The organism is Nocardia sp. NPDC052112, from assembly GCF_040680135.1.
Lineage (GTDB): Bacteria > Actinomycetota > Actinomycetes > Mycobacteriales > Mycobacteriaceae > Nocardia.
Genome location: NZ_JBFAWD010000011.1, coordinates 129,213 through 150,894 on the forward strand (window position 1 = coordinate 129,213; position 21,682 = coordinate 150,894).

Genomic DNA, 21,682 nt, shown 5'->3' on the forward strand with positions numbered 1-21,682 from the left:
CGCACGGATTCGCCTGCCACGCGCCACATGACCGGGCAGGCTGGCGTGTCGATGGTATTGCGCCGCGCATGGATTGCCCGCTACGCGTGTGCGCCAGCGGGATCAGCACCGCGCCGATCGGCAGGTTCAACCAGAAGATCCACTGCCGGGCCAGGCCCTGCACCACCGCACCGCCGACGAGCGGTCCGCCGAGGGGGGCCAATCCGGTTGCCGCCGCGAAGAGTCCGAGTGCCTTGGTCCGCTGCTGCGGCTGGAAGTTGATCGTCCATTCCAGCTCGCCGATCGATGCGTGCAGATCGAGCTGGATCGCATGCATCGCCGTCGTGACCACCAGTGCGTCGAGCACGATCATCAAGCCCGCCAGTGCGGTCAGCGCCAGCACCCAGCGCTGTCGGGTGGTCATCTTCATTGCATTCCTCCGATGGTTGTGCGGGTATGTACCGGCGCCGCGGTGCCGATTCATCGGAGGTTTCGAAGAAAGTTTCTAGGGTCGTGCCGGTGCGGGTTCGGCCGCCACGGACGAGGTGCGCAGGGTGCGCACCCAGACGGCGAAGCCCCACGCGACGAAGCCCGCGTAGATCAAATACAGCGTCGCGGACGGGTAGTAGCCCGCCTTCAGCAGCAAGGGCACACCGACGAGATCGACGGCGATCCAGATCAACCAGAATTCGGCGAGCCCGCGCGCCATCCCGTAGGTCGCCAGCACCGATCCGGTGAAGATCCACGCCTCCGCCCACGGCCCGTAGGAGCCGATCAGTGCGAACAGCTCGGCGAATGCCGCCGTGCCGGCCGACATCGCGACCACCAGCACCAGCCGTTCCCGTCCGCTGGCCCAGCGCGGCGCGACGCCACGGTGTTCTAGTCCGGTTTCGGCGCGGGCATGCCGGTACCAACTCCACCAGCCGTATCCGCTGACCGCGATGAACATCAGCTGGCGCCCGGCCTGTCCGGCCATATTCAAATGCTGTGGCGTATTGAAGATTCCGCCGACGAATACGGTGAACAACAGCGCATTGCCCCCGATCCCGACCGGCCACGCCCACACCCGCCGCCGCATACCGCCGACCGCGGAAGCCAGACCGAAGCCATTGCCGATGATCTCGCGCCAGAGGATCTCCGAGCCCGCGATATGCAGTTCGGCGTCGAGCAGCGCGGAAAGTGGGTTCACCACCGCTGTAACCCGGGCGGGTCGATATCTCATCCCAACCTGCGGATTCGACGCACCCGGATCGAAAGGCCGGCACGGCACGCGTAACGATTGCGCAATCTGGGGTGGCGATTCGCAATATCCGTGCAACGACCTGCTCCTAGTGTTTTGGTCATGACGGCGAGCGGTACCGAGGAGCCCATCGGGGGGACGGGCATCCACATCAGCGGTTTGACGAAGACATTCCGGGTCGGCCGGAAAACGGTGCAGGCGCTGGACGAAGTCGAGCTGCATACCGAACAGGGCGCATTCCTGTCCCTGCTCGGACCATCGGGCTGTGGTAAATCGACGGTGCTGCGCATCCTGGCCGGGCTGGAGACACCGACCGCGGGTAAGACACTCATCGACGGTGAGACCCCCGCCCAACTGCGCAGCCGCCACGAACTCGGTATCGCCTTCCAGGATTCGGCGCTGCTGCCGTGGCGTTCGGTGGAATCCAATATCAAACTGCCGCTGCAGGTCGCGGGCATCGCACCGGATCCGGCGCTGATCGCGGATCTGGTCCGACTGGTCGGCCTGGAGGGCTTCGAGAAGGCCAAACCGGCGCAGCTGTCCGGCGGTATGCGTCAACGTGTTTCGATCGCGCGCGCCCTGGTCGTGAAGCCGACCGTGCTGCTGCTCGACGAGCCCTTCGGCGCCCTCGACGATATGACCAGGCAGCGGCTGAATCTGGAACTGCTGCGCATCTGGACCGAGAAGCCCGCGACCACCCTGATGGTCACGCACGGCATCGCGGAGGCAGTATTCCTCTCCGATGTCGTCGCGGTGATGAGCCCCCGGCCGGGCCGGGTGCTGGAGCTGGTGAAGATCGATCTGCCGCGCCCGCGCACGCCCGAGATGATGCGGACCCCGGAATTCCACAAGTTGCACGACTATCTCTCCGAGCTGTTGTTCGGAAAGTCCGGCAAGGGTGGAGTCGCATGAAACGAATCGGCGGCCTGATCGGCGTCCTCGGATTGATCGCGGTGTGGTGGCTACTGGCCGCGCTGGAGGTGGCGGGCGGCACCATCCCGAGTCCGTGGACCGTGCTGCACACCGTGTACACCGACGGCTGGGACCTGTACGGCCCCAACTTCCGGATCACCGCGCTCGGCGCGCTGAAGGGATTCATCTGGGGCAACGCGCTGGCCATCGGATTGGCGATCCTGATCGTGCTGATCCCATGGATCGAACCGCTGGCGACCCAGCTCGCCATCCTCAGCTACTGCATCCCGCTGCTCGCGCTCGGGCCGATCATCCTGGTGGTCTTCGGCGGGCGCACCCCGACGGTATTCCTCGCGGCGATGTACTGCTTCTTCACCACCATGGTCGGCACGGTCACCGGACTGCGCTCGGCCGATGTCACCAGTCTGGATTTGATCCGCGCCTACGGCGGCGGTCGCTGGCAGCAGTTGTACCGGGTGCAGGCGATCGCGGCGCTGCCGAATCTGTTCGCGGCGTTGAAGATCGCCGCGCCGTCGGCGGTGCTCGGCGCGATCATCGGGGAGTACCTCGGCGGTGTGGACAGCGGCATCGGTGTCGCGCTGACCGCCGCACAGACCGCGTACAACGTGCCGCGCACGTGGGGGATGGCGCTGGCCGCCGCCGCGCTCGCGGGACTCGGTTACGCGATTGTCGCGCTGGTCGCTCGACTGGTCACCCCGTGGACCGCGCAGCGATGAGCCGCGCACAAATCAGCGCCCCGCAGTCGCCGGATGAATTCGGGTGCGTGGAACATGTCGGCGTGCGTCGAGCCAGGAGGTGCGCGGTGGGAAAACAGTGCGCGCCGGACGAGACCGCGCGCCGAGCGGCCCGCTTGGAGGAATGCGATGACTGACGAACTCGGGCCGGTGGACAACGTGACTGCCCCCACAGCGCCCGCGGTGGAAAGCACACGGCCCCAGCGCGGTGCCGCCGTGGGGACGTTCACTGTGCTGACCAGGATCGGCCGCTTCCTGTTCCCCTTGGGCACCGCACTCTTGCTGATGCTGGTGATCTGGTACGTCTTCCTGAAGGCCTTCCCGCAGGTCGGCCCGCGCGTAGGCAAGACGCCGAGCGATATCTGGAAGTACCTGTTCGACTCCGCCGGCGCACACACGGCACGTCAAGCCATCTTCGATGATCTGCAGATCACCCTGCGCGACGCGGCGATCGGCTTCGGCGTCGGCATGCTGGCGGCGCTTGTCGTCGCGGCGCTGTTCGTCTCGTTCTCGGTGGTCGAGCAGACATTCATGCCGGTCGCCATGCTCTTGCGGTCGGTGCCGCTGGTGGCGCTGACCCCGATCATCGTGCTGGTATTCGGGCGCGGACTGGCCGGTGTGACGGTACTGGCGGCAATCGTGGTGTTCTTCCCGGCACTGGTCATGATCATGGCCGGATTGCGCAACGCACCCCGGCAGGCAATGGATTTGGTGGCCGCATACGGCGGCTCCCGCTGGACCGGACTGCGCATGGTCGCGGTGCCCGCCGCGCTGCCCTCGGTATTCGCGGCGGCGCGGATCTCGGTGCCCGGGGCGCTGATCGGTGCACTGCTCGGTGAATGGCTGGGTAGCGGAACCGGACTGGGGGCCAGTCTGATTCGCGCCATCCCGACATTTCAATACAGCAAGCTGTGGGCCTCGATCGTCATTGTGACCATCGTCTCGGTGCTGCTGTACGCGATCGTCGGCGTCATCGAAAATCTGGTGTTGGCCCGCTTCGGCCCGGAGGCGGGCCGCCGCTGACCGGTTAGTTTTTCGCAAATCAACGCTCGGAACGCCAAAGTAAAGAAATCGAAACACCAATCCCTTTAGATTCGGCTCATGAACCCCGTACAACGCTCTTCGTTCGGGCCGAACCTGAACCGGCGATCCCTGCTTCGTTACTCCGCGCTGGCCGGCGCCGCATTGGGCGGTGCGAGCCTGTTGGCCGCATGTGGCGATGATTCGAAAGACTCGTCGGGCGGGTCGGTGGCGGACGGATCCAAGTACGGTTCCGTCGCCATCCAGCTGTCCTGGCTGAAGAACATCGAATTCGCGGGCGAATACTTCGCCGATTCCAAGGGCTACTACAAGGAGGCCGGATTCGGTTCGGTGAATCTGATCGCCGGTGGCGCCGCGAGCACCTCGGTCGAGGCGGGCCTGGACACCGGCAAGGTCTGGCTGGGCACCTCTGCTCCGCAGACCACCGCGCCCGCGATCCTGGAGGGCCTACCCGCCAAGATCGTCGCGACCACCTATCAGAAGAACCCGTTCTGTATCGTCAGCTCCGCCGCCAAGCCGATCAAGACCCCGCAGGATATGAAGGGCCGCAAGATCGGCGTCCAGGACACCAATCAGCTGATCTTCAACGCACTGCTGACCGCCAATGGCATGAAGCCCGGCGATGTGACCATCGTGCCCGCGCAATACGATCCGACCCCGCTGGCCAACGGCGAGGTCGACGGCTGGGTCAGTTATGTGACCAATGAGCCGATCACCTTGACCGCCAAGGGATTCGCGAATACCAACTTCCTCTTCGCCGACTACAACCTGCCGCTGGTGGCGGAGACCCTGACGGTCAAGCAGTCCACCATCGATAAGGAACGCGACAAATTGAAGGCCTTCCTGATCGCCGAGATCAAGGGGTGGAAGGATGCGGTCGCGAATCCGGCCGAATCGGCCCGGCTCGCGGTCGAGGTCTACGGCAAGGATCAGAAGCTCGATCTGAACGAACAGACCCAGGAGGCGACCGCGCAGAACGGTCTCGTCGTCTCCGCGGATTCGACCGCCAATGGTTTGCTGACCATGACCGATCAGCTGATCGAGCAGAATATCGCCGCGCTGCGCACTGCCAAGATCGATATCAAGGCCGACCAGCTGTTCGACCTCTCGGTTTTGCGTGAGGTGTACGCGGAGAATCCGGGCCTGAAGTAGAGCTAGAGTGCGACCGGGGCGTTGGCCGGGAATTCGCTGAATTCCGGTGCGGCGTCCCGGTTTTCGGTGGTCTGCTGCCCGGCTCGGGAACGAGCGGCAAGCAGTTCCGCGGCGATCGAGACGGCGACCTCGGGGGCGGTGCGCGCCCCGATATCGAGACCGGCGGGGGAGTGCAGGCGGGCCAGCGTCGCATCGTCGAAGCCGCCCGCCTTCAGGTCTTCGATGCGTCTCAGGTGTGCGGACCAGGAGCCGTTCGCGGCGAGATACCCCAGCTCGGGTAGTCGCAGTGCCACGGTGAGCAGCGGGATTTCGAACTTCGGATCGTGTCCGAGGACGACGATCGCGGTGGTGTTATCGATCTCGCCCGCGGCCGAGAGCGTGTTCAGGTACCGGTGCGGCCAATCGACGGCGACCTCGGCGCCCGGGAAGGCATCGGGAGTCGCGAAGGTGTCCCGGGAATCGCAGATCGTGACGCGGTAGCCGAGCAGTCTGGCCTGTATGGTCAGCGCCGCGGCAAAAGCGTTGGCGCCGAAGATGATCAGCCGCGGTGGCGGCGGGAACGAGGAGACGAATACATCGGATTCGGGCAGCGCGACGAGTTCGGTCGCATGTCGCTGCGGGGTGATCAGATGCTGTCCGATCAGATCCGGATCCGGGTTCCACACCACGGTGAAGAGAGTAACCCTGCGGTGCGCGGCGATTTCCGCGGCGATGGAGGGGAATTCGGGAAAGTCCCGGCGCGAGAACGGCTCGATGAAGACATCGACCATGCCGCCGGAGTCCAATCCGGGCTCGCCGGGCGGAACGCCGAACCGGTGTAGTCCGCGTCGACCGCTGCGCGCGGCGTCGGCGGCCGCCTCGATCACGGTCGTTTCGACGGTGCCGCCGAGGATCGAACCGTAGACCGCGCCGTTGGCATCTACCAGGATCGCTGTGCCGACCGGCAGCGGTCCGGAACCAACAGTGCGCACGATGGTGGCCAGTCCACCGGTCCGGCCGGAATGCCATACCCGCAATAGGTCGTCGACGATGTCGCGCATCTGCTCAGCTCCACTCACCCGTGCGGCGTGGCCGGGAAGTCACGATCATCGCCTGTCGCCAAATCGTCGCACGTGACGCACACCATATCGTTATTACCGGCCAAATAGGTGCGCCCGCCGGAATCTCTAACGGCTGCTTGATACACCGCGGTCCAATGTTTATGGGACATCACAACTGGATGACCGGGAGTGGTGTGGAACACAGCCCTGGCCAGGCCGGTCGGTGCCGCGAAGGCCGCGGCGACCACCCTGGCGACCACATCGGCACCGACATCGGGGGTATCCACCGGCATGATCGCGACGTACTCGGCGGACGTGCCCGCAACGGCTCGCAGGCCCGCCCGCAGGGAGGCGCCGAGTCCGGTCGCCCAGTCCGCCGCCCACACATGATCGGCGCCCTCGGGGAGGTCGACCGTGTCCGGCGATGGTCCGGTCGCGCCGAGCACCACGATCACCGGATCGCAGCCACCGTCGCGCAGTGCCGCCACCGCCGCCCGCAGCCAGGCACCACCCTCGGCCAAGGCCTTGGGCATTCCGTAGCGCGTCCCGGCGCCCGCGGCCAGGACGATGCCCGCGCAGACCGGATCGGGTGGTGCAGCCATGCCAAGACGGTAGCCCGGCCGCGTAGCCGATGGGTTACGGAAAAGTGCTGTGAAGTGGACCGTTGGATGCGGCGACACGCCGGAGAGTGATCTGTCTCGTTCGACTGGCGGCCGGGTCGGTCGTATTCGATGCTGGTTCGATGACACCGGACGGGTTGGGCCTCGTGGAATTCAACGCGTTGCCCGCGGCGGCGGCGAATGCGGCCTTGCTCGTGTGTTGCTCTGCGCCGGGATGGGCTCGTGCGCTGGTCGCCGGGCGGCCGTATCCGAGTATCGATGCCGTACTCGATGCGGCCGATGCCGTGCTGGCCGGGTTGTCCGAAGCGGAGATCGATCGCGCACTCGACGGACATCCGCGCATCGGTGCCCGGCCCGATACCGCGGCATCGGCGCGCGAGCAGGCCGGGGTGGCCGGGGCCGAGGACGCGGTGCGCAGGGGGTTGGCCGAGGGCAATCTGGCCTATGAGGAGAAGTTCGGCCATATCTATCTGGTGTGCGCGACCGGTAAGTCCGGGGATGAGCTGCTGGCCTTGCTCACCGCCCGGCTCGGTAATGATCTGGAGACCGAAAGGCGGGTTATGCGAACGGAATTGGCGAAGATCAATCGGATTCGGTTGGCGCGGCTGCTGGTCGGAGCTGCCGAATGAGCACGATCGGCACGCATGTGCTCGATGCCGTCGCGGGTGCGCCGGCGGCCGGTGTCGCGGTGGTGCTCCATCGCGACACCGAGGTGCTCGGTTCGGCGACCACCGATGACGACGGCCGGATCGCCTCGCTCGGTGTGGCGTTGCCACCCGGCACGTACCGACTGGTGTTCGATACCGGCGCCTACTTCGCCGAACGCGGGCTCGAATCGTTCTATCCGGAGGTCGCCATCACCTTCGTTGTCATCGCGGAGCGGCATTACCACGTCCCACTGTTGTTGTCGCCCTTTGCCTTTTCCACCTATCGAGGGAGCTGAGCCAGCCATGGAGTTGACCGGGCCGATCGTGCTGTCCGACAACCGGTACGGAAAGGCGGAGAACCGCATCGTTCGGATCTACCGGGATCAGCCGCGCCATGAGATCCGCGATGTGAACGTCTCCACCGTGCTGCGCGGCGATTTCGCCGCTGCCTACGTCAGCGGTGACCAGTCGAAGGTGCTGCCCACCGATACCCAGAAGCAGACCGCCTACGCATATGCGAAAAAGCCTGGCCTGCAACCGATCGAGGACTATGCGCGCACGCTCGCCGCACATTTCGTCGACGAGATCGCCCCGGTCGACAGCGCGCGCGTCGAGGTCGAGGAGTATGCCTGGCAGCGGGTCACCGTCGACGGCAGTGCGCACGATTACACCTGGGTGCGGCAAGGTTCCGAGGTGCGGACCGCGACGGTCACGGTGGCGGGTAAGGGCGACCGGCAGCAGGCCTGGGTGATCGGCGGGGTCAAGGATCTGGTGATCCTCAAGTCGACCGGTTCGGAGTTCGCCGACTTCCTGACCGACGATTTCACGGTGCTCGCGCCGACACACGACCGAATGCTCGCGACCTCACTTGTCGCGCAGTGGCGTTTCGCCGTCGCGACCGGCGTGGACTGGGATGCGGTGTACGCGGGCGTCCGGCAGCGGCTGGTCGAGGTCTTCGCGACGCTGCATTCGAAGGCGCTGCAGCAGACGCTCTTCGAAATGGGCAAGGCCGCGCTCGAGGCCTTTCCGGTGCTCGCCGAGATCCGGCTGGCCGCGCCGAATAAGCACCATTTCGACTACGACCTCGGTCGCTTCGGCATCGAGAACCACGGCGAGGTCTATCACGCCGACGACCGGCCCTACGGCCTCATCCATGCCACTGTGCAGCGGGAAGATGCCCCGGAAGCCGGGTCCGCTTGGCTAGCGTAGGCACCATGACGACAATGACGGTCATCGACGGGTGCGCGGTGGCCACGGTCGATCCGGACGGCACCGAATACCGTCGGGGGTATGTGACGGTGCAGGGTAGCCGGATCGCCGCGGTCGGTGCGGGTGACGCACCCGACCTCGGCGCGGATGTGCGGCGCATCGATGGCCGTGGTTGTTTGCTGACGCCGGGGCTGGTGAATACCCACCACCATCTCTATCAGTGGATCACCCGTGGTCTGGCCGCGGATAGCACCCTTTTCGAATGGCTGACCACGCTCTACCCGATCTGGGCGGGCATCGACGAAGATGCGGTTCGGGTCGCCGCGACCGGTGCGCTCACCGCACTGGCCCGGACGGGGTGCACCACCTCGGCCGACCATCACTACGTATTCCCGCGTGCGGGTGGTGATCTGCTCGGCGCGGAGATCGCCGCGGCCGCCGAGGTCGGGTTGCGCTTCCATCCGACGCGCGGCTCGATGGATCTCGGGCAGAGTGCGGGCGGGCTGCCCCCCGACGAGGTCGTGGAGCCCCTCGACGCCATTCTGGCCGCGAGCGCGGATGCCGTTGCGCGCTGGCATGATCCATCCTTCGACTCGATGCTGCGGATCGGGCTGGCACCGTGTTCGCCGTTCTCGGTGACCACCGAGCTGCTGCGTGAATCCGCCGTGCTGGCACGTGATCTCGGTGTGCGCCTGCATACGCATCTCGCGGAGACGATCGATGAAGCGGAGTTCTGTGCGGACAAGTTCGGCTGCACACCCGCGCAGTACCTGGAGCGGCTCGGCTGGCTCGGCTCCGATGTCTGGTACGCACATGGCATCCACCTGGACGACGCCGCCATCGGCATCATGGCGAAAACCGGTACCGGAGTGGCACATTGCCCCACCTCGAATGCGCGCATCGGTGCCGGTACGGCGCGCACCGCGGATCTGGTCGCGGCGGGGGTGCCGGTCGGGCTCGGCGTGGACGGTGCGGCAAGCAATGAATCCAGTTCGATGATCGAGGAGCCGCGCAATGCGCTGCTCTACGCACGGGCCAAGGGCGGACCGCGCGCGATCAGCACTCGAAAGGCCCTCGAGCTCGCCACCATCGGCGGTGCGCGGGTGCTGGGGCGGGCAGCCGAAATCGGGTCGATCGAACCGGGCAAACTCGCCGATCTCGCGCTGTGGCGGCTCGATACGCCCGCACATGCGGGCATCGATGATCCGGTGACCGCCTTGATTCTCGGTGCCGCGCCGCCGCTGGCCGCGTTGATCGTCAACGGGCGGATGGTCGTTCGAGACGGCGAGGTACGCACGGTCGACGAAGAGAAGGTCGGCGGCGAGGTCGCGCGGACCCAGGCGGCGCTCGTCGCGAAGGCGGGCTGAAGCTCGGTCCGCGGCCGCCGTCCTCCCCGCGAGCGGGGCGCGTTGGGGGCCGAGCACGATCGGGATGACGTTGATCGTGCAGAGCCACGAAAGAGCCTCCCAAGATTCTTAGGGCTGACCTCTGGGGAACACCTTCCCTAACGGCGCGCTCACGCACTTGGTGGGTTTGACGGCTTCGCACCCCAAAAACACGCGGAACAAACAGCGGCGAGCGCTCTCCATGAGCACTCGGCTCCCAGTTTGTGGGCCTAACGTGCCACAATCCGAACACTTTGACCGTCGAAGGACCAGCAATTCGAATCATGCCGGTCGGTATCCGGCGGCCGTGAGCGGGCGCGTCGGGATGCACCGGCGAACCACTGAGACACAGAAAACAGGTCAACAGTTTGTAGACAAGCCGAATAACAGACTGTAGGTTGGTTTTTAGTGGGGCGTGCGACGCCGATCGTCACACCCTGCGAGCACCGATCAATGGCACCCACAGGACGGGAAAGCCAGCGAAAGTTGTTCTGCCCCACTACCCCGTCCCGACGCGGTGGAAAGACCACCATAAAGGGGGGTTTCGCATGGACAGCGCGAACGCCAATGTAAACGAGCCGGGAATCCCCGGACGGCCGACCACAGAAGACTCGGGTCACCGGCCCCGAGTCCGACGCCCCAGACGCGAGTCTCGCGAGGAACGAATCAGACTGTGGGTGATGACCTTGACGCCGATCGTCACAGCTATAGCTACCATCGTCATGACGATGCTGAGGCGTTAGGACGACGGTTTCGACAGCGCGATCGTTTGCGAGATCCGGCTGGATCGGTGGGCTTATGCACCCTGTGTCTCTATTCCCCTGCGCCAGTGGCGATTTGCGGTCTCTGAGACTTGTCGGCGATGGCGTAGTTCGACAGATCGGAATGCAGATCAGGTTCGCTGCCGCGCTGTGCCTAGCCCGCTGACAAAAGGGTGTGAACCGAGCGGACAGGCCGCGCTGGTGGGCTCGCCGTAGCCGCGAGGATCTGGTCAAAGTCCGGCACAAGCTCAACGAAACCGAGGCTCCTGTCCATGTCCCAGGGGCTTCGTGTTCGCAACGTCGGGTTTCAGCGCGCCGACAGTGCAATATGTTCACGCCGGACATCGCCACTGATGACTGCGACGAGGTCTTCCCCGTCATCCAGCGCCATCGCGAAAAACCGCATCCCATAATGTGATTCGCCGAGTTCAGCGGCGTCGACCTCGATGTGTCGCCGCGTCGTCTCGATCAGGATGCCAGGCCGATCCTGCGCCACCCGGACGGCAACGATCTCCGGGAACCCGTCGCTCGTGCCGGTGCAATACCGGAGTTGCTCGTTTGGCTCGCGCATTCCGCCGATGCCGCCCGAGTGCAATTTGCCCGCGCCGTTGGTGACCTCCACAAAGGTCATAAGGAAGTCGCCATCCTTCGGCCAGCCCATCAGATCGGCTTCCGGGGGCCGTCGTGCGTCGCACCAGACGCGCCAGCTGTATTCGCCGTGGGAGCCGACCGGTGTGACCGGCTCCCAGCCTTGATCGCGGAGGGTCATTTGTGGATTGTCACACACGGATAGCCGGAGATCGAGACCCGACCGGTAGGGTCCCACCACCCAGCGCAGATCCGCGTACCGTCCAAGAACCCTCCGGTCGGCCCGTAGCTGTCCCGGTAGACGCCGCTGCTTTTCGCGCCGGGCTGTGTCACCTCGCTATTGATCCGTTTGGCCTGACCGTCCGGGCCGACGATGATGTAGTAAGCCTGCACTTGGCCCTCGCCGCCAGGGCTGGCATAGGTGGTGACGGTTTTGCCCACAACCAGGCCGGTACCCATCACCGTAAGGCTGACCGGGCCGTCCTGTTTGTCCGCATTGGCCTCGGCGGTACAGATGGCGAATGTGGCGGTCAAAGCGGCTGTCGTGATTGCGGTAGCTGCCAGACGTGCAGTACGCATGATTCCCCTCGAGAGAGTGTTTCGATATTCCTGTACCCGGTCATCCTCCGGGCGGGTCTCAGTGATCAACCCGGCCTCGCAATGAATATCAACGGGTTCCGGCTCACCTGTCTTCGACATTTCCTGCAAAGCAGATACCTCCATCAGGGTTGCGGGCCTGGTCAGGCCCGTCGAATATCACTGCCGAGGGCGGGGTTGCGCTCGCTGATCACGCGGTCCGTGATCTCACCAACACCTCGACCCTGCGGAATCCGTTTGGGCCACAACGACATACCGATGAAAACCAGGGCAAGCGCCAGGGCGAAGCCGCCACACGCGGGGGCGAATACCACTGCGAAACCAACCATCAGCCCACCCCCGGGGTCCGTCCGACGCCACCCAAGATCACCAATCTGGTGCGCGGCAGGTCGTCATCGAGCCAATCCTGTACCGGCACCAGACCGGGTTCGACCACCTCGAAACCTTGCAGGAAGACAGCCACCTCATCTGGTGTCCGGAATTGACACTGCGCCGAGCTGCCGTCGGTGTCGGCAGTCACCCGCGCAACAAGCTCATCGCACGACAACGCCGAAGCGTGGGTGAAGGCCAGGATGCTTCCCGATGCCATCACATCGCGCAGGCGCGCGACGATATCGAACGGCTGCTCCTCGTCCAACAAGTAGTGCAGCAAGCCAACCATCAGGATCGCTACCGGCTGGTCGAAATCGATCTGTCCTTCGGTCCTCGTCTTGTCGATGATCTCGTTCGTTCGGCGAATATCACCGAGTATCGACGTGACACCGGATGTACCGGACAGCAGCGCGTTGGCGTGCACGTACACGACTGGGTCGTAGTCGATCATCACCACGCGTGCCGAGGGATCGACCTCCTGCGCCACCTCGTGCACGTTGGGCGAGAAGGGGAAACCGCAACCGATATCGATGAACTGCCGAATCCCTGCCCGCGCCGCGTCTTCCACGGCGTTGAGCAGGAATTTGCGACTGAACCAAGCCGTTGTCTTGGTGTCCGGAGCGACCGCGAGCATTCGTGCGGCGACGTGCTGGTCCACCTCATAGTTGTCCTTGCCACCGAGCAGATAGTTGTACACCCGAGCAGCGTTCGGCTTGGATGCATTGACGCGCACCGGTGCCCGATCGGCCAGCGTCGCGCGTGCACTGTCGCTCACGCGCTGGCCGTCGGCAGGTCGGCCACGGTGAACACCAGCTCCAACCGTTCGTGCCGGATCACGTCCCATACGGCCTCGTAGCCCGGGAACGCTTCCCGCGCCGTCGACAGGTCAGGCCAGGCGTCGAACACCACGAGCCCGCGCTCACGACTACGGATCTGCTGGTGGCTCGGCCATGAGAACGCTGTCGAGGCGCCAGCATGGTTGTGCACCTGGTGAATTCGGGCCATTGTGCCGTCAAGGTGCCATTGTGCGACCAGGCGGCCATCGGGGGAGGTACTGGTCCGCGTCCTATCCCGGCTCATGATCGGCTCCGGAACAGGAACTCTTGGATTGCACCCGATGGCGGGGTCATCGACGGCCCGCCATCGGGGCGCTCGGGGGTGGACCACGCGCCGAGGGCGTGGTGAGCGCGAGCGATCTCATCGCTCAGCGCCGGAACCGGGTCGAGGGTGGCGTCCCATTCGTGGAGGCCATCGCGGAACGCCGCGATCACCTCCCCCGGCACATCGCAACGGACCGGGCGAGGCGGCCCTACGAGCGCAGCCCGGTGCGGCAGTTCTGGCATCCCTTGTCTCCCAATTCGCTTGACAGTGGAAACACACCCGACGCCGGGGGATTCGCCACACGTGGCGGCGTCCAAGTACGGCGGCGCATCAACCCTGCGGCGGGTGCAATGACCAGCGTTATCTGCCGTGCTTGCAGCAACCACGAAGTAGTTCCGCAGTCTTTCCGCAACTTCATGCGTGTGGTCGACAGATCGATTCACGAGACCGCATGAACCGGTGTATTTTTCGATCAACAACGCGGCATGAGCAGGGGCTGGAGCTGGGCCGATGATCATCTACCAATGGACCGGAATCGAATCCAAGGCGCTGCGCGAAGCAATGCAACTGACCACCGAGGAATTCGCTCTGGCAGTTCAAGTTTCGCCGAGAAGCATCGACGCATGGGAGTCTGCGGGCGCGAACGCCTCACTACGCGCATCCAGCAAACGTCAACTCGAAAAGGTGCTGGCCTCAGCACCAGATAGTGTCGTCGCCAGGTTCGCCACGAGGCTGGGACTCGAGCCCGACAACCCAAGCAACGTCGATCGCAGTTCGTTGGCAACGGTTACGCTGGCGAATGACACCCTAGGTCGACACACGCTGGCCGTTCTGGGTGCCGATGAAGCTGATCAGGTATGGGTTCCGGCCCGCACCACCGCTGGAGAGGTCATTCTCGTGTCACTCCCACGTCGCACCATAGTCACCGGGATCGGGGTCGGCGCGCTATCCGCCGCTGTCGGCATCAAGCCTGCGGCCGTCCTCGCGAACACACCCGACATCGACCGCCTCGACCACTTCCGAAGGCTGCGCCTGAACCTCATCGAGAGCGACAACTTACACGGATCCCGTGACGTAATCCCTCTGGTAGAGCAGAGCATTGAGAGGATCGGGCAGCTTAGGCGCGCCGGGATCGGCGATCCAGCCGGAATGCAGCGAATGCGCGTCCTCTACGCCGAGTTCGCGGCCTGGCTGCACCAAGATTGCCGCAACTGGGATCGGGCACAACACTGGACCGACCGAGCATTGACATGGTCACATCAGCTCGGCGACCCGTACTCGATCGCGGCCACGCTGATCCGCAAAGCCCAGATCGCCAACGATATGGGTGAGGGGGACGAAGCGCTCGAACTCGCGGAAGCGGCCGAACGCGCCGCCCCGCCCGGAACCCGGTTCGGCGCAGTCGCATACGCGTTTGCTGGACAAGGCTGCGCGCTGTCCGGTAATCGTGGTGACAGCGAACGCGCCTTTGACCGCGCCCGTGCATTGGCCGACGACGCGAGCGTTGATCCGTCGTGGGGATTCTTCCTGGACCATTCATACATCGACGTTCACCAAGCGCAAGGACGAGTAGCACTCGGCGATTACCAGGGTGCGATCGACCAGTTCAGCCGGGCGATCAGCGCCATGAGGTCCGGGCAAACTCGCGACCAGGCTGTTTATGTCGCGCGGCAAGCAGTCGCCTACGCCAAGGCAGGAGACGCCGAACCTGCCGCCCGCCTCGGTCAGGCCGTGCTGGAAATTGGCGTCAGCACCGGATCGGAACGCATCCTGCACAACGTCCGCAACGTTTACAACATGATCGACCACAAGAGTCGACAGGCCGAGGTCGTCGAATTCCGCGCCGCAGCGGAGCGATGGGCAATCGGGTGACCGCACATCCTGCTCTCCATCGGCGGCCAGCGTCGACGGCTACGTCTACGGCAGCAGCACTTGAACACCTAATGCTGTCCAATGCACCGGATTTCAAGGAGATCTCATGAGTCAGCGCGACCACCACTACTGGATGAATCGTGCGATCGACCTCGCTAAGCTGTGCCCCGTTGTGGAGGGTGCATTCTCGGTCGGCGCGGTCATCGTGGTCGACGGAGCGGAGATTGCAACCGGTTACTCGCGTGAGACCGACCCGAAGGTGCACGCCGAGGAATCGGCGCTCGACAAGCTCGACGCAAACGATCCGCGGCTGACGCGGGCCACCATCTACAGCACCCTCGAGCCCTGTTCCGAGCGTGCGACCAAGACCCGCGTGCCCTGCACCGACCGCATCTTGCAGGCAGGTATCCCGCAAGTCGTCATCGCCTGGCGTGAGCCGTCGACGTTCGTTGAGGACTGTGTTGGCGTCGAGAAACTGGAGCAGCAGGGCGTTACCGTTATTGAGCTTCCCGAGCTGGCAGACGCAGCAATGTCGATGAATCGTCATCTCAATCTGTCGTAGCGCTGCAGCGACAAAAGGCCGCCCGTCAGACCGGGTACCGATATTATCTTCAATTATTCTGGATAACCGCGACGCTCCAATAGCAGACCAAATTTTTGTGTTCTGATGTTGATGAGGCCATTCCGTGGGGCATTCGGTGGTGGTATTCGGTGGCGTCTTCCGTGCGACGATCAAAACACGCCGCCCCGAAACTGCGAGACCACTGGTCAGACGGCATATCCCCGGCCGGGTGTCATCCAGGATTGTCTATATACAACACGTATATAGACATCCGTCGTCGCGCCATGTCGGCGGTGTTGCGGTGCCGCAGCCGGTCGGGCCGGTGTCCGGTCGTTCCTGCGGAGGGTCCGTCCGTCCCTCTTTCTCTGCCCTTGTTTCGTGCTGTCTGGCCCCGTGCTGTCGGCGGTGTCGCGGTGCGAGCGGACTCGCGCCCGGCGATCGTTCGAGCGGATCGTCGTCGCGACCGACCGCGAGCCGAGCCAGCATCGCGACCGTAACCTGCCGGTGCCCGGGGATTCGCGAAGTCCCCGGGCTATGGGACGGCGAGGTCATGGTGGTGAGGGTCGGTCCCGTGACGAGTAGATACTTCAGCGACCCCGGCACGCCGCGCTCGATCGCCTGCGTCAACGCCCTCGTCTGCGGTCGAGAGTGCCCGATGGAAGTCGTCGGACCCTGAGCCGGGACACGCCGAAACGCGCCCCCGCTGCAGATACGTGTCCACCGGATCGACTGCCGCTGACCTGCGCATAGTTCTCGAGGGAGGATGGTGTGGTTACCGTCCCGCAATCTGGGGTGTCCGTTGTGAAATATCGGCGCAACGCTGCGCTCCTAGGGTTGGCGGCAGGGGAACGTGGAGCGAGGTGTGGCGTGGATCTGGACACGATTCGGGATGTGGTTGTGGCGCGGGGGCGGGCCGACCTGGCTTTCGTAGGCGAGGGTTGTGGGGTGCTTGCCGGGGGGACGTTCTTGTTTTCGGAGCCGCAGGAGGGGATGGATCGGCTGGTTGATATCACTGCGCTCGGGTGGCCCGCGTTAGCGGAGACGGACGAGGGGCTGGAGATCGCGGCCACCTGCACGTTGGCGGAGTTCGCGGGGGCCGCGCCAGGGCGGGAGCTGGGAGCGCAGGCGTTGCGGGCGCACTGGCCGGGGACGGCATTGTTCGCGCAGGCGTGTCGGGCGTTGGTGGCGTCACACAAGATATGGCGCACGGCGACGGTGGGTGGGAATGTGTGTCTGTCGTTGCCCGCCGGGGCGGTATTGGGTGCATTGGTGGCATTGGACGGCGTCGCGCTGGTGTGGCGTCCGGATGGGAGTGATCGGCGGATTCCCTTGCGGGAGTTCGTGCTCGGTCCGGAACGTAATGTGCTCGCCGCGGGCGAGGTATTGCGATCGATTACCGTACCGACCCGAAGTCTGCACGCGCGCACCGCTTTCCGGAAGCTCGCGCTGGCGCCGCTCGGTCGCTCCGGTGCGGTTGTCATGGGTCGCCGTGAGGTGGACGGCCACTGCGCACTGACCATAACCGCCGCGACGACCCGGCCGATAGTGCTGGATTTCGATGGGACGCCCGGTGACGCCGAGGTGCGGGGTGCGGTGGCGGCCATCGATCCGACGCTCTGGTTCGACGATCCGCACGGAGCCCCGGACTGGCGGCGCCATATCGCCGGTGCGCTGGCCGGCGCGGTCGCGACCGAGTTACGCACCGAAGTCGGTGATGGGCAATGAGATTCGAGGTGGACGGTCAGTCGGTGTGGGCCGAACCTCGTCCCGGCCAATGCCTGCGTACGTTATTGCGCGAATGCGGCCATTTCGCGGTGAAGAAAGGTTGTGATGCGGGCGATTGCGGCGCGTGCACCGTGCAACTCGACGGTGTGCCCGTGCATTCGTGCCTCGTTCCCGCTTATCGTGCCGCCGACCGCACCATAACCACCGCTGCCGGGCTCGGCACCCCCGACGAGCCGCACCCGGTCCAGCGGCGATTCCTCGACTCCGCCGCCTTCCAATGCGGTTTCTGCACCGCGGGCATGGTGGTCACCGCCGCGGGCCTCGGCTGTGCCGGCCCGACCGCCCCGGATCCCGAGACGCTACCGGAGCTCATGAAGGGAAATCTCTGCCGCTGCACGGGGTACCGCGTGATCGCCGACGCCATCGGCGCGGCGCCCGGTTCTCCCCCTGATGCGGGCGCTGACGTCGCCCCCGACTCGGCACCCGGTTCACCCACGGTGGGCGGGACGGATCGAGTCGCGATATCGCGGATCGTCGGTTCGGGTACCCAGCCCGAATCCGCAGACGCCGCCTTCGGACGAGCGGGCACCGGTGTCGGCGCGCCCGCCGGGCCCCGGATCGTCACGGGCGCAGAGCCATTCACCTTTGACATCCTGCCTGGTGATGCCGAGGCGCCACCCACGGCCCCGCTGCACATCGCGGTCCTGCCGAGCCCGCATCCGCATGCGCGAATCGTCGCCATCGAGACCACAGCGGCCGAGGCCCTGCCGGGTGTGCACGCGGTGCTCACCTACGCGGACGCGCCCGATATCGCCTTTTCCACCGCGCGCCACGAACTTCGAGTCGACGATCCGGACGACACCTACATCCTGGATCGCACGGTGCGCTTCGTCGGACAGCGGGTCGCGGCCGTGGTGGCGGACAGCCTGGATATCGCGCGCGCGGGCTGCCGAGCGCTCAAAGTCGAGTACGACGTCCTACCGGCGGTATTCGATCCGGCCGAGGCACTGCTGCCGGCCGCGCCGAAACTGCATGGCGATAAACCGGATTCGGCTCGCATCGCCGATACCGAACGCAATCTGATCGCGGAGATCAACGGCGAGGTCGGCGATGTCACCGCGGGCCTCGCCGCAGCGGCACAGGTGATCAGTGGTGTCTGGCATTCACCGCGCGCTCAGCACGTCCATCTGGAAACCCACGGCGGTATCGGCTGGTTGGACGCGGACGGCAGGCTGGTCATCCGCTGCAGCACACAGGTCCCGTTTCTGGTGCGCGACGAGCTGTGTCAGATATTCGGCTTGCCGCGGGACCAGGTGCGCGTATTCGCCAAGCGCGTCGGCGGTGGGTTCGGTGCCAAACAGGAGATGCTGGCCGAGGATCTGATAGCACTGGCGGTCCTGCGCACCGGCCGTCCCGTGCAGTACGAATTCACCCGCACCGACGAATTCACCAGTGCCACCTGCCGTCATCCGATGCGGGTCGCGGTCACCGCGGGCGCGAATGCCGACGGCCTGTTGACGGCACTGTCCATCGACGTGCTCGCCGACGCCGGGGCCTACGGCAATCACAGTACCGGCGTGCTGTTCCACGGCGTCGGCGAATCCATCGAGGTCTACCGCTGTGCCAATAAGCGCGTCGAGGCGAAGACGGTTTACACCAACAACATTCCCTCCGGCGCATTCCGCGGCTACGGCCTCGGCCAGCTCATCTTCGGTGTCGAGTCGGCCATGGATGAATTGGCACGCGCACTCGATATCGATCCGTTCGAACTCCGTCGCCGCAATGTCATCGTCCCCGGTGACGCGTTCGTCGGCGCGCAAGTGAGCGACAGTGATCTGGACTTCGGCAGCTACGGCCTCGATCAATGCCTCGACCTGGCCGAACGAGCCCTACTGCGCGGCAACGGCGCCCGCGCGCCCGGACCGGACTGGCGGGTCGGCACCGGAATGGCGCTGGCCATGATCGCCACCATTCCGCCGCGCGGTCACCGCTCCGAGGCCACCGTCACCCTGCTCCCCGACGGACGCTACGAACTCCGGGTGGGCACAGTGGAATTCGGCAATGGCACCACGACCGTGCACGCCCAACTCACGGCGACGGCGCTGCACACCGACGTGCGCCGCATAGTGATCCGTCAATCGGACACCGATGTCGTCGGCCACGACACCGGCGCCTTCGGATCCACGGGCATCACCGTCGCGGGCAAGGCCACCTACGCCGCGGCCGTGGCATTGCGCGAGCACATCCTGGTCCGCGCCGCCAAGCTGACCGGTAGCGTCGAAGCGGAGTGCGTGCTGACGGCCGATGGTGTCCGCTGTGGCGATCGACTGATCGGTGCCACCGAACTCCTGGCCGATGGCGAGTTGTCCGGATACGGCGAACACGCGGGCAGCCCGCGTTCGGTCAGCTTCAATGTGCAGGCCTTCCGGGTCGCCGTGCAGCCGGAGACCGGGGTGGTGCGCATCCTGCAATCCGTCCAGGCCGCCGATGCGGGTACGGTGCTCAACCCGGTGCAGTGCCGCGGTCAGGTGGTCGGCGGCGTGGCCCAGGCCATCGGCACCGCACTCTACGAGGACATGCGTTCCGCGCAGGGCGTGGTAATCACGCGGACGCTGCGGCACTATCACATCCCGCAGTTCGCCGATCTGCCGCATACCGAGGTCTACTTCGCCGAAACCGCCGATGACCTGGGCCCACTCGGTGCCAAATCGATGAGCGAATCCCCGTACAACCCGGTCGCCCCCGCATTGGCGAATGCCATCCGCGATGCTGTCGGGGTACGACAGACCGGTTTGCCGATGACGGCGGACCGCATCTGGCGCGCCCTTCAGGAAGGAGACCAGGGGTGACAACACGGCTACCCGAGAATGTCCGCGCTCGCATCGACGCGCTGCTCGACACGGTCGACGCCGACTTGCGGACCCGGTACCCGGGCACCGACGGTCGGGTCCAGCCGATCCACACCGCCTACGTCCCCGCCGACCGGGCCACCGCCACCACCCCCGCTGACTGGGGTGCGGCGGCGCTGGAGTTGCTCGATCGCCACCGCGACCTGCTCGCCGGAATCGACGGCACCGCCGCGCTGCCCGCAGTGCGCACACAACTCGAGCAGCGGCCGATCCAGGATCTGCGCATCGACTTCGAGGACGGCTACGGTTTCCGTGCCGATGCCGAGGAGGACCGGGCCGCCACTGATGCGGGCGCGGCACTCGCCGCGTGGGTGCGCCAACCCGGTGGGCCGGCCGGTCTCGGCATCCGGATGAAGGGCCTGGGCGGCACCGAACGTACTCGTGCCTTGCGCACCCTCGAGCTGGTCTTGGATGCCGCCGGTGGGGTGCCGCCGGGATTCGTCTTCACGGTCCCGAAGATCCGTGCGGCTGAACAGGTTTCAGCGCTGGTCGCGCTTTGTGACGGACTCGAGCACGGCTCCGGACTCGATGCGGGCACGCTGCGGTTCGAATTGCAGATCGAGAGCCCGCAGGCGATTATCGCCGCCGACGGCAGCGCACCGATCGCGAAGATGCTCGGTATGTCCGAAGGTCGTTGCAGTGCTTTGCATTTCGGCACGTACGACTACACGGCCGCCTGCGGAATCGCCGCGCCCGATCAGGCGCTCGACCACCCGGCAGCGGATTATGCGAAATCGGTCATGCAGGTGGCCGCGGCGCAGACGGGGGTCTGGATCTGTGACGGCTCCACTCAGATCGTGCCGGACCGTGACCCGGAATCCGCACTGCGCAACCACCATCGGCTCGTGGGCCGGGCGCTGCGCCTCGGCTACTACCAGGGCTGGGATATGCACCCGGGCCACCTGATCACCCGTTGGCTGGCCACTTATGAGTTCTTCCGTCGAGCCATCGACGTCGCGGTCCCGCGTCTGGTCGCCTACCTCGATCGGCGCTCCGGCGGTGTGATGGACGAACCCGCCACCGCGGAAGCCCTGGCGGCCACGGTATTACGCGGCCTGAACTGTGGTGCGCGCAGCACCGAGGAACTGCGTGCGCTCGCGCCCGTACTGACTCCCGACGTGCTGCGGGCACTCGTCGCGCGCGCGCCGATTCCGCAGGAGGCGTCATGAGCGGAGCATCGCGTGGCCGTGGTGGTCGGGCGACGGGTGGGCATGA

Annotated in this window: 22 protein-coding genes; 13 read left to right on the top strand and 9 right to left on the bottom strand. The window is 65.5% G+C overall.

From position 1 onward, the window contains the following. Positions 1–484: 484 nt before the first annotated feature. Positions 485–1,168 carry a nicotinamide mononucleotide transporter family protein gene (locus AB0L58_RS22410; RefSeq protein WP_364389609.1) on the bottom strand — a complete coding sequence of 228 codons (684 nt, stop codon included), beginning with the start codon at positions 1,166–1,168 and terminating at the stop codon, positions 485–487. A 153-nt stretch (positions 1,169–1,321) separates the two neighbouring features. Here AB0L58_RS22410 and AB0L58_RS22415 point away from each other — a divergent pair, with 153 nt between their 5' ends. The 4 genes from AB0L58_RS22415 to AB0L58_RS22430 all read left to right on the top strand — a co-directional run bounded on the left by AB0L58_RS22415 (position 1,322) and on the right by AB0L58_RS22430 (position 5,079). Next, complete coding sequence (locus tag AB0L58_RS22415) at positions 1,322–2,131, top strand: ABC transporter ATP-binding protein (RefSeq protein WP_364389413.1); 810 nt, start codon at positions 1,322–1,324, stop codon at positions 2,129–2,131. Next, positions 2,128–2,868 (top strand): ABC transporter permease subunit, encoded by a 741-nt coding sequence (locus AB0L58_RS22420; RefSeq protein WP_364389414.1) that lies wholly within the window; start codon positions 2,128–2,130, stop codon positions 2,866–2,868. Before AB0L58_RS22415 ends, AB0L58_RS22420 begins: the two co-directional genes overlap by 4 nt. 147 nt (positions 2,869–3,015) lie before the next feature. After that, positions 3,016–3,909: an ABC transporter permease subunit gene (locus AB0L58_RS22425; RefSeq protein ID WP_364389416.1), complete on the top strand. Its 894-nt coding sequence runs from the start codon at positions 3,016–3,018 to the stop codon at positions 3,907–3,909. Between the two features lie 78 nt (positions 3,910–3,987). Continuing rightward, the gene (locus AB0L58_RS22430) at positions 3,988–5,079 is read left to right on the top strand and encodes an ABC transporter substrate-binding protein (RefSeq protein WP_364389417.1); all 1,092 of its coding nucleotides are present in this window, start codon (positions 3,988–3,990) and stop codon (positions 5,077–5,079) included. Between the two features lie 2 nt (positions 5,080–5,081). On the opposite strand, the gene AB0L58_RS22435 is transcribed toward AB0L58_RS22430, so the two are convergent. Together AB0L58_RS22435 and AB0L58_RS22440 are read right to left on the bottom strand one after the other, a co-directional pair. Further along, a complete protein-coding gene (locus tag AB0L58_RS22435; RefSeq protein ID WP_364389418.1) occupies positions 5,082–6,119 on the bottom strand; it encodes an XdhC family protein in 1,038 nt (345 codons plus the stop codon). A gap of 14 nt (positions 6,120–6,133) precedes the next feature. Continuing rightward, positions 6,134–6,721, bottom strand: coding sequence for an NTP transferase domain-containing protein (locus tag AB0L58_RS22440; RefSeq protein WP_364389419.1), 588 nt, complete (start codon positions 6,719–6,721; stop codon positions 6,134–6,136). A 140-nt stretch (positions 6,722–6,861) separates the two neighbouring features. Between AB0L58_RS22440 and uraD the strand changes: the two genes are divergently transcribed. Genes uraD through AB0L58_RS22460 form a run of 4 tightly spaced genes read left to right on the top strand, consistent with a single transcriptional unit; the run spans position 6,862 to position 9,962 of the window. Continuing rightward, positions 6,862–7,368, top strand: coding sequence for a 2-oxo-4-hydroxy-4-carboxy-5-ureidoimidazoline decarboxylase (uraD, locus tag AB0L58_RS22445; RefSeq protein ID WP_364389421.1), 507 nt, complete (start codon positions 6,862–6,864; stop codon positions 7,366–7,368). Further along, a complete protein-coding gene (gene uraH / locus AB0L58_RS22450; RefSeq protein ID WP_364389422.1) occupies positions 7,365–7,682 on the top strand; it encodes a hydroxyisourate hydrolase in 318 nt (105 codons plus the stop codon). The genes uraD and uraH overlap by 4 nt, the downstream gene beginning before the upstream one ends. A gap of 7 nt (positions 7,683–7,689) precedes the next feature. Beyond that, positions 7,690–8,595, top strand: coding sequence for a factor-independent urate hydroxylase (gene pucL, locus AB0L58_RS22455; RefSeq protein WP_364389424.1), 906 nt, complete (start codon positions 7,690–7,692; stop codon positions 8,593–8,595). 5 nt (positions 8,596–8,600) lie between these two features. After that, positions 8,601–9,962, top strand: a complete 1,362-nt coding sequence (locus AB0L58_RS22460) for an 8-oxoguanine deaminase (RefSeq protein WP_364389425.1) — start codon at positions 8,601–8,603, stop codon at positions 9,960–9,962. 1,086 nt (positions 9,963–11,048) lie between these two features. Here AB0L58_RS22460 and AB0L58_RS22465 read toward each other — a convergent pair. The 6 genes from AB0L58_RS22465 to AB0L58_RS22490 all read right to left on the bottom strand — a co-directional run bounded on the left by AB0L58_RS22465 (position 11,049) and on the right by AB0L58_RS22490 (position 13,641). Continuing rightward, positions 11,049–11,510, bottom strand: coding sequence for a hypothetical protein (locus tag AB0L58_RS22465; RefSeq protein WP_364389426.1), 462 nt, complete (start codon positions 11,508–11,510; stop codon positions 11,049–11,051). Further along, positions 11,507–11,908: a hypothetical protein gene (locus AB0L58_RS22470; RefSeq protein WP_364389427.1), complete on the bottom strand. Its 402-nt coding sequence runs from the start codon at positions 11,906–11,908 to the stop codon at positions 11,507–11,509. The genes AB0L58_RS22465 and AB0L58_RS22470 overlap by 4 nt, the downstream gene beginning before the upstream one ends. 161 nt (positions 11,909–12,069) lie before the next feature. Further along, positions 12,070–12,255: a hypothetical protein gene (locus AB0L58_RS22475; protein WP_364389428.1), complete on the bottom strand. Its 186-nt coding sequence runs from the start codon at positions 12,253–12,255 to the stop codon at positions 12,070–12,072. Further along, a complete protein-coding gene (locus AB0L58_RS22480) occupies positions 12,255–13,073 on the bottom strand; it encodes an SAM-dependent methyltransferase (protein ID WP_364389430.1) in 819 nt (272 codons plus the stop codon). Before AB0L58_RS22480 ends, AB0L58_RS22475 begins: the two co-directional genes overlap by 1 nt. Continuing rightward, positions 13,070–13,378 (bottom strand): hypothetical protein, encoded by a 309-nt coding sequence (locus tag AB0L58_RS22485; protein ID WP_364389431.1) that lies wholly within the window; start codon positions 13,376–13,378, stop codon positions 13,070–13,072. Before AB0L58_RS22485 ends, AB0L58_RS22480 begins: the two co-directional genes overlap by 4 nt. Beyond that, the gene (locus AB0L58_RS22490) at positions 13,375–13,641 is read right to left on the bottom strand and encodes a hypothetical protein (protein ID WP_364389433.1); all 267 of its coding nucleotides are present in this window, start codon (positions 13,639–13,641) and stop codon (positions 13,375–13,377) included. Before AB0L58_RS22490 ends, AB0L58_RS22485 begins: the two co-directional genes overlap by 4 nt. 268 nt (positions 13,642–13,909) lie before the next feature. Between AB0L58_RS22490 and AB0L58_RS22495 the strand changes: the two genes are divergently transcribed. The 5 genes from AB0L58_RS22495 to AB0L58_RS22515 all read left to right on the top strand — a co-directional run bounded on the left by AB0L58_RS22495 (position 13,910) and on the right by AB0L58_RS22515 (position 21,636). Continuing rightward, a complete protein-coding gene (locus tag AB0L58_RS22495) occupies positions 13,910–15,271 on the top strand; it encodes a helix-turn-helix transcriptional regulator (protein WP_364389434.1) in 1,362 nt (453 codons plus the stop codon). Positions 15,272–15,377: 106 nt separating this feature from the next. After that, the gene (locus tag AB0L58_RS22500) at positions 15,378–15,833 is read left to right on the top strand and encodes a deaminase (protein ID WP_364389435.1); all 456 of its coding nucleotides are present in this window, start codon (positions 15,378–15,380) and stop codon (positions 15,831–15,833) included. A gap of 867 nt (positions 15,834–16,700) precedes the next feature. Beyond that, positions 16,701–17,558: an FAD binding domain-containing protein gene (locus tag AB0L58_RS22505; protein ID WP_364389436.1), complete on the top strand. Its 858-nt coding sequence runs from the start codon at positions 16,701–16,703 to the stop codon at positions 17,556–17,558. Beyond that, positions 17,555–20,407, top strand: coding sequence for a molybdopterin cofactor-binding domain-containing protein (locus AB0L58_RS22510; RefSeq protein WP_364389437.1), 2,853 nt, complete (start codon positions 17,555–17,557; stop codon positions 20,405–20,407). Before AB0L58_RS22505 ends, AB0L58_RS22510 begins: the two co-directional genes overlap by 4 nt. Next, complete coding sequence (locus AB0L58_RS22515) at positions 20,404–21,636, top strand: aldolase/citrate lyase family protein (protein ID WP_364389439.1); 1,233 nt, start codon at positions 20,404–20,406, stop codon at positions 21,634–21,636. The genes AB0L58_RS22510 and AB0L58_RS22515 overlap by 4 nt, the downstream gene beginning before the upstream one ends. The last annotated feature ends 46 nt before the right edge of the window (positions 21,637–21,682 follow it).

What these genes read in the sequence shown, in the direction of transcription:
- AB0L58_RS22500 (WP_364389435.1), top strand. Translation starts at nt 15,378, where the DNA reads ATGAGTCAGCGCGACCACCACTACTGGATGAATCGTGCGATCGACCTC.
- AB0L58_RS22425 (WP_364389416.1), top strand. Translation starts at nt 3,016, where the DNA reads ATGACTGACGAACTCGGGCCGGTGGACAACGTGACTGCCCCCACAGCG.
- AB0L58_RS22510 (WP_364389437.1), top strand. Translation starts at nt 17,555, where the DNA reads ATGAGATTCGAGGTGGACGGTCAGTCGGTGTGGGCCGAACCTCGTCCC.
- AB0L58_RS22420 (WP_364389414.1), top strand. Translation starts at nt 2,128, where the DNA reads ATGAAACGAATCGGCGGCCTGATCGGCGTCCTCGGATTGATCGCGGTG.
- AB0L58_RS22490 (WP_364389433.1), bottom strand. Translation starts at nt 13,641, where the DNA reads ATGCCAGAACTGCCGCACCGGGCTGCGCTCGTAGGGCCGCCTCGCCCG.
- AB0L58_RS22475 (WP_364389428.1), bottom strand. Translation starts at nt 12,255, where the DNA reads ATGGTTGGTTTCGCAGTGGTATTCGCCCCCGCGTGTGGCGGCTTCGCC.
- AB0L58_RS22440 (WP_364389419.1), bottom strand. Translation starts at nt 6,721, where the DNA reads ATGGCTGCACCACCCGATCCGGTCTGCGCGGGCATCGTCCTGGCCGCG.
- AB0L58_RS22465 (WP_364389426.1), bottom strand. Translation starts at nt 11,510, where the DNA reads ATGACCCTCCGCGATCAAGGCTGGGAGCCGGTCACACCGGTCGGCTCC.
- AB0L58_RS22430 (WP_364389417.1), top strand. Translation starts at nt 3,988, where the DNA reads ATGAACCCCGTACAACGCTCTTCGTTCGGGCCGAACCTGAACCGGCGA.
- AB0L58_RS22435 (WP_364389418.1), bottom strand. Translation starts at nt 6,119, where the DNA reads ATGCGCGACATCGTCGACGACCTATTGCGGGTATGGCATTCCGGCCGG.
- AB0L58_RS22470 (WP_364389427.1), bottom strand. Translation starts at nt 11,908, where the DNA reads ATGCGTACTGCACGTCTGGCAGCTACCGCAATCACGACAGCCGCTTTG.
- uraH (WP_364389422.1), top strand. Translation starts at nt 7,365, where the DNA reads ATGAGCACGATCGGCACGCATGTGCTCGATGCCGTCGCGGGTGCGCCG.
- pucL (WP_364389424.1), top strand. Translation starts at nt 7,690, where the DNA reads ATGGAGTTGACCGGGCCGATCGTGCTGTCCGACAACCGGTACGGAAAG.
- AB0L58_RS22415 (WP_364389413.1), top strand. Translation starts at nt 1,322, where the DNA reads ATGACGGCGAGCGGTACCGAGGAGCCCATCGGGGGGACGGGCATCCAC.
- AB0L58_RS22495 (WP_364389434.1), top strand. Translation starts at nt 13,910, where the DNA reads ATGATCATCTACCAATGGACCGGAATCGAATCCAAGGCGCTGCGCGAA.
- AB0L58_RS22485 (WP_364389431.1), bottom strand. Translation starts at nt 13,378, where the DNA reads ATGAGCCGGGATAGGACGCGGACCAGTACCTCCCCCGATGGCCGCCTG.
- uraD (WP_364389421.1), top strand. Translation starts at nt 6,862, where the DNA reads ATGACACCGGACGGGTTGGGCCTCGTGGAATTCAACGCGTTGCCCGCG.
- AB0L58_RS22460 (WP_364389425.1), top strand. Translation starts at nt 8,601, where the DNA reads ATGACGACAATGACGGTCATCGACGGGTGCGCGGTGGCCACGGTCGAT.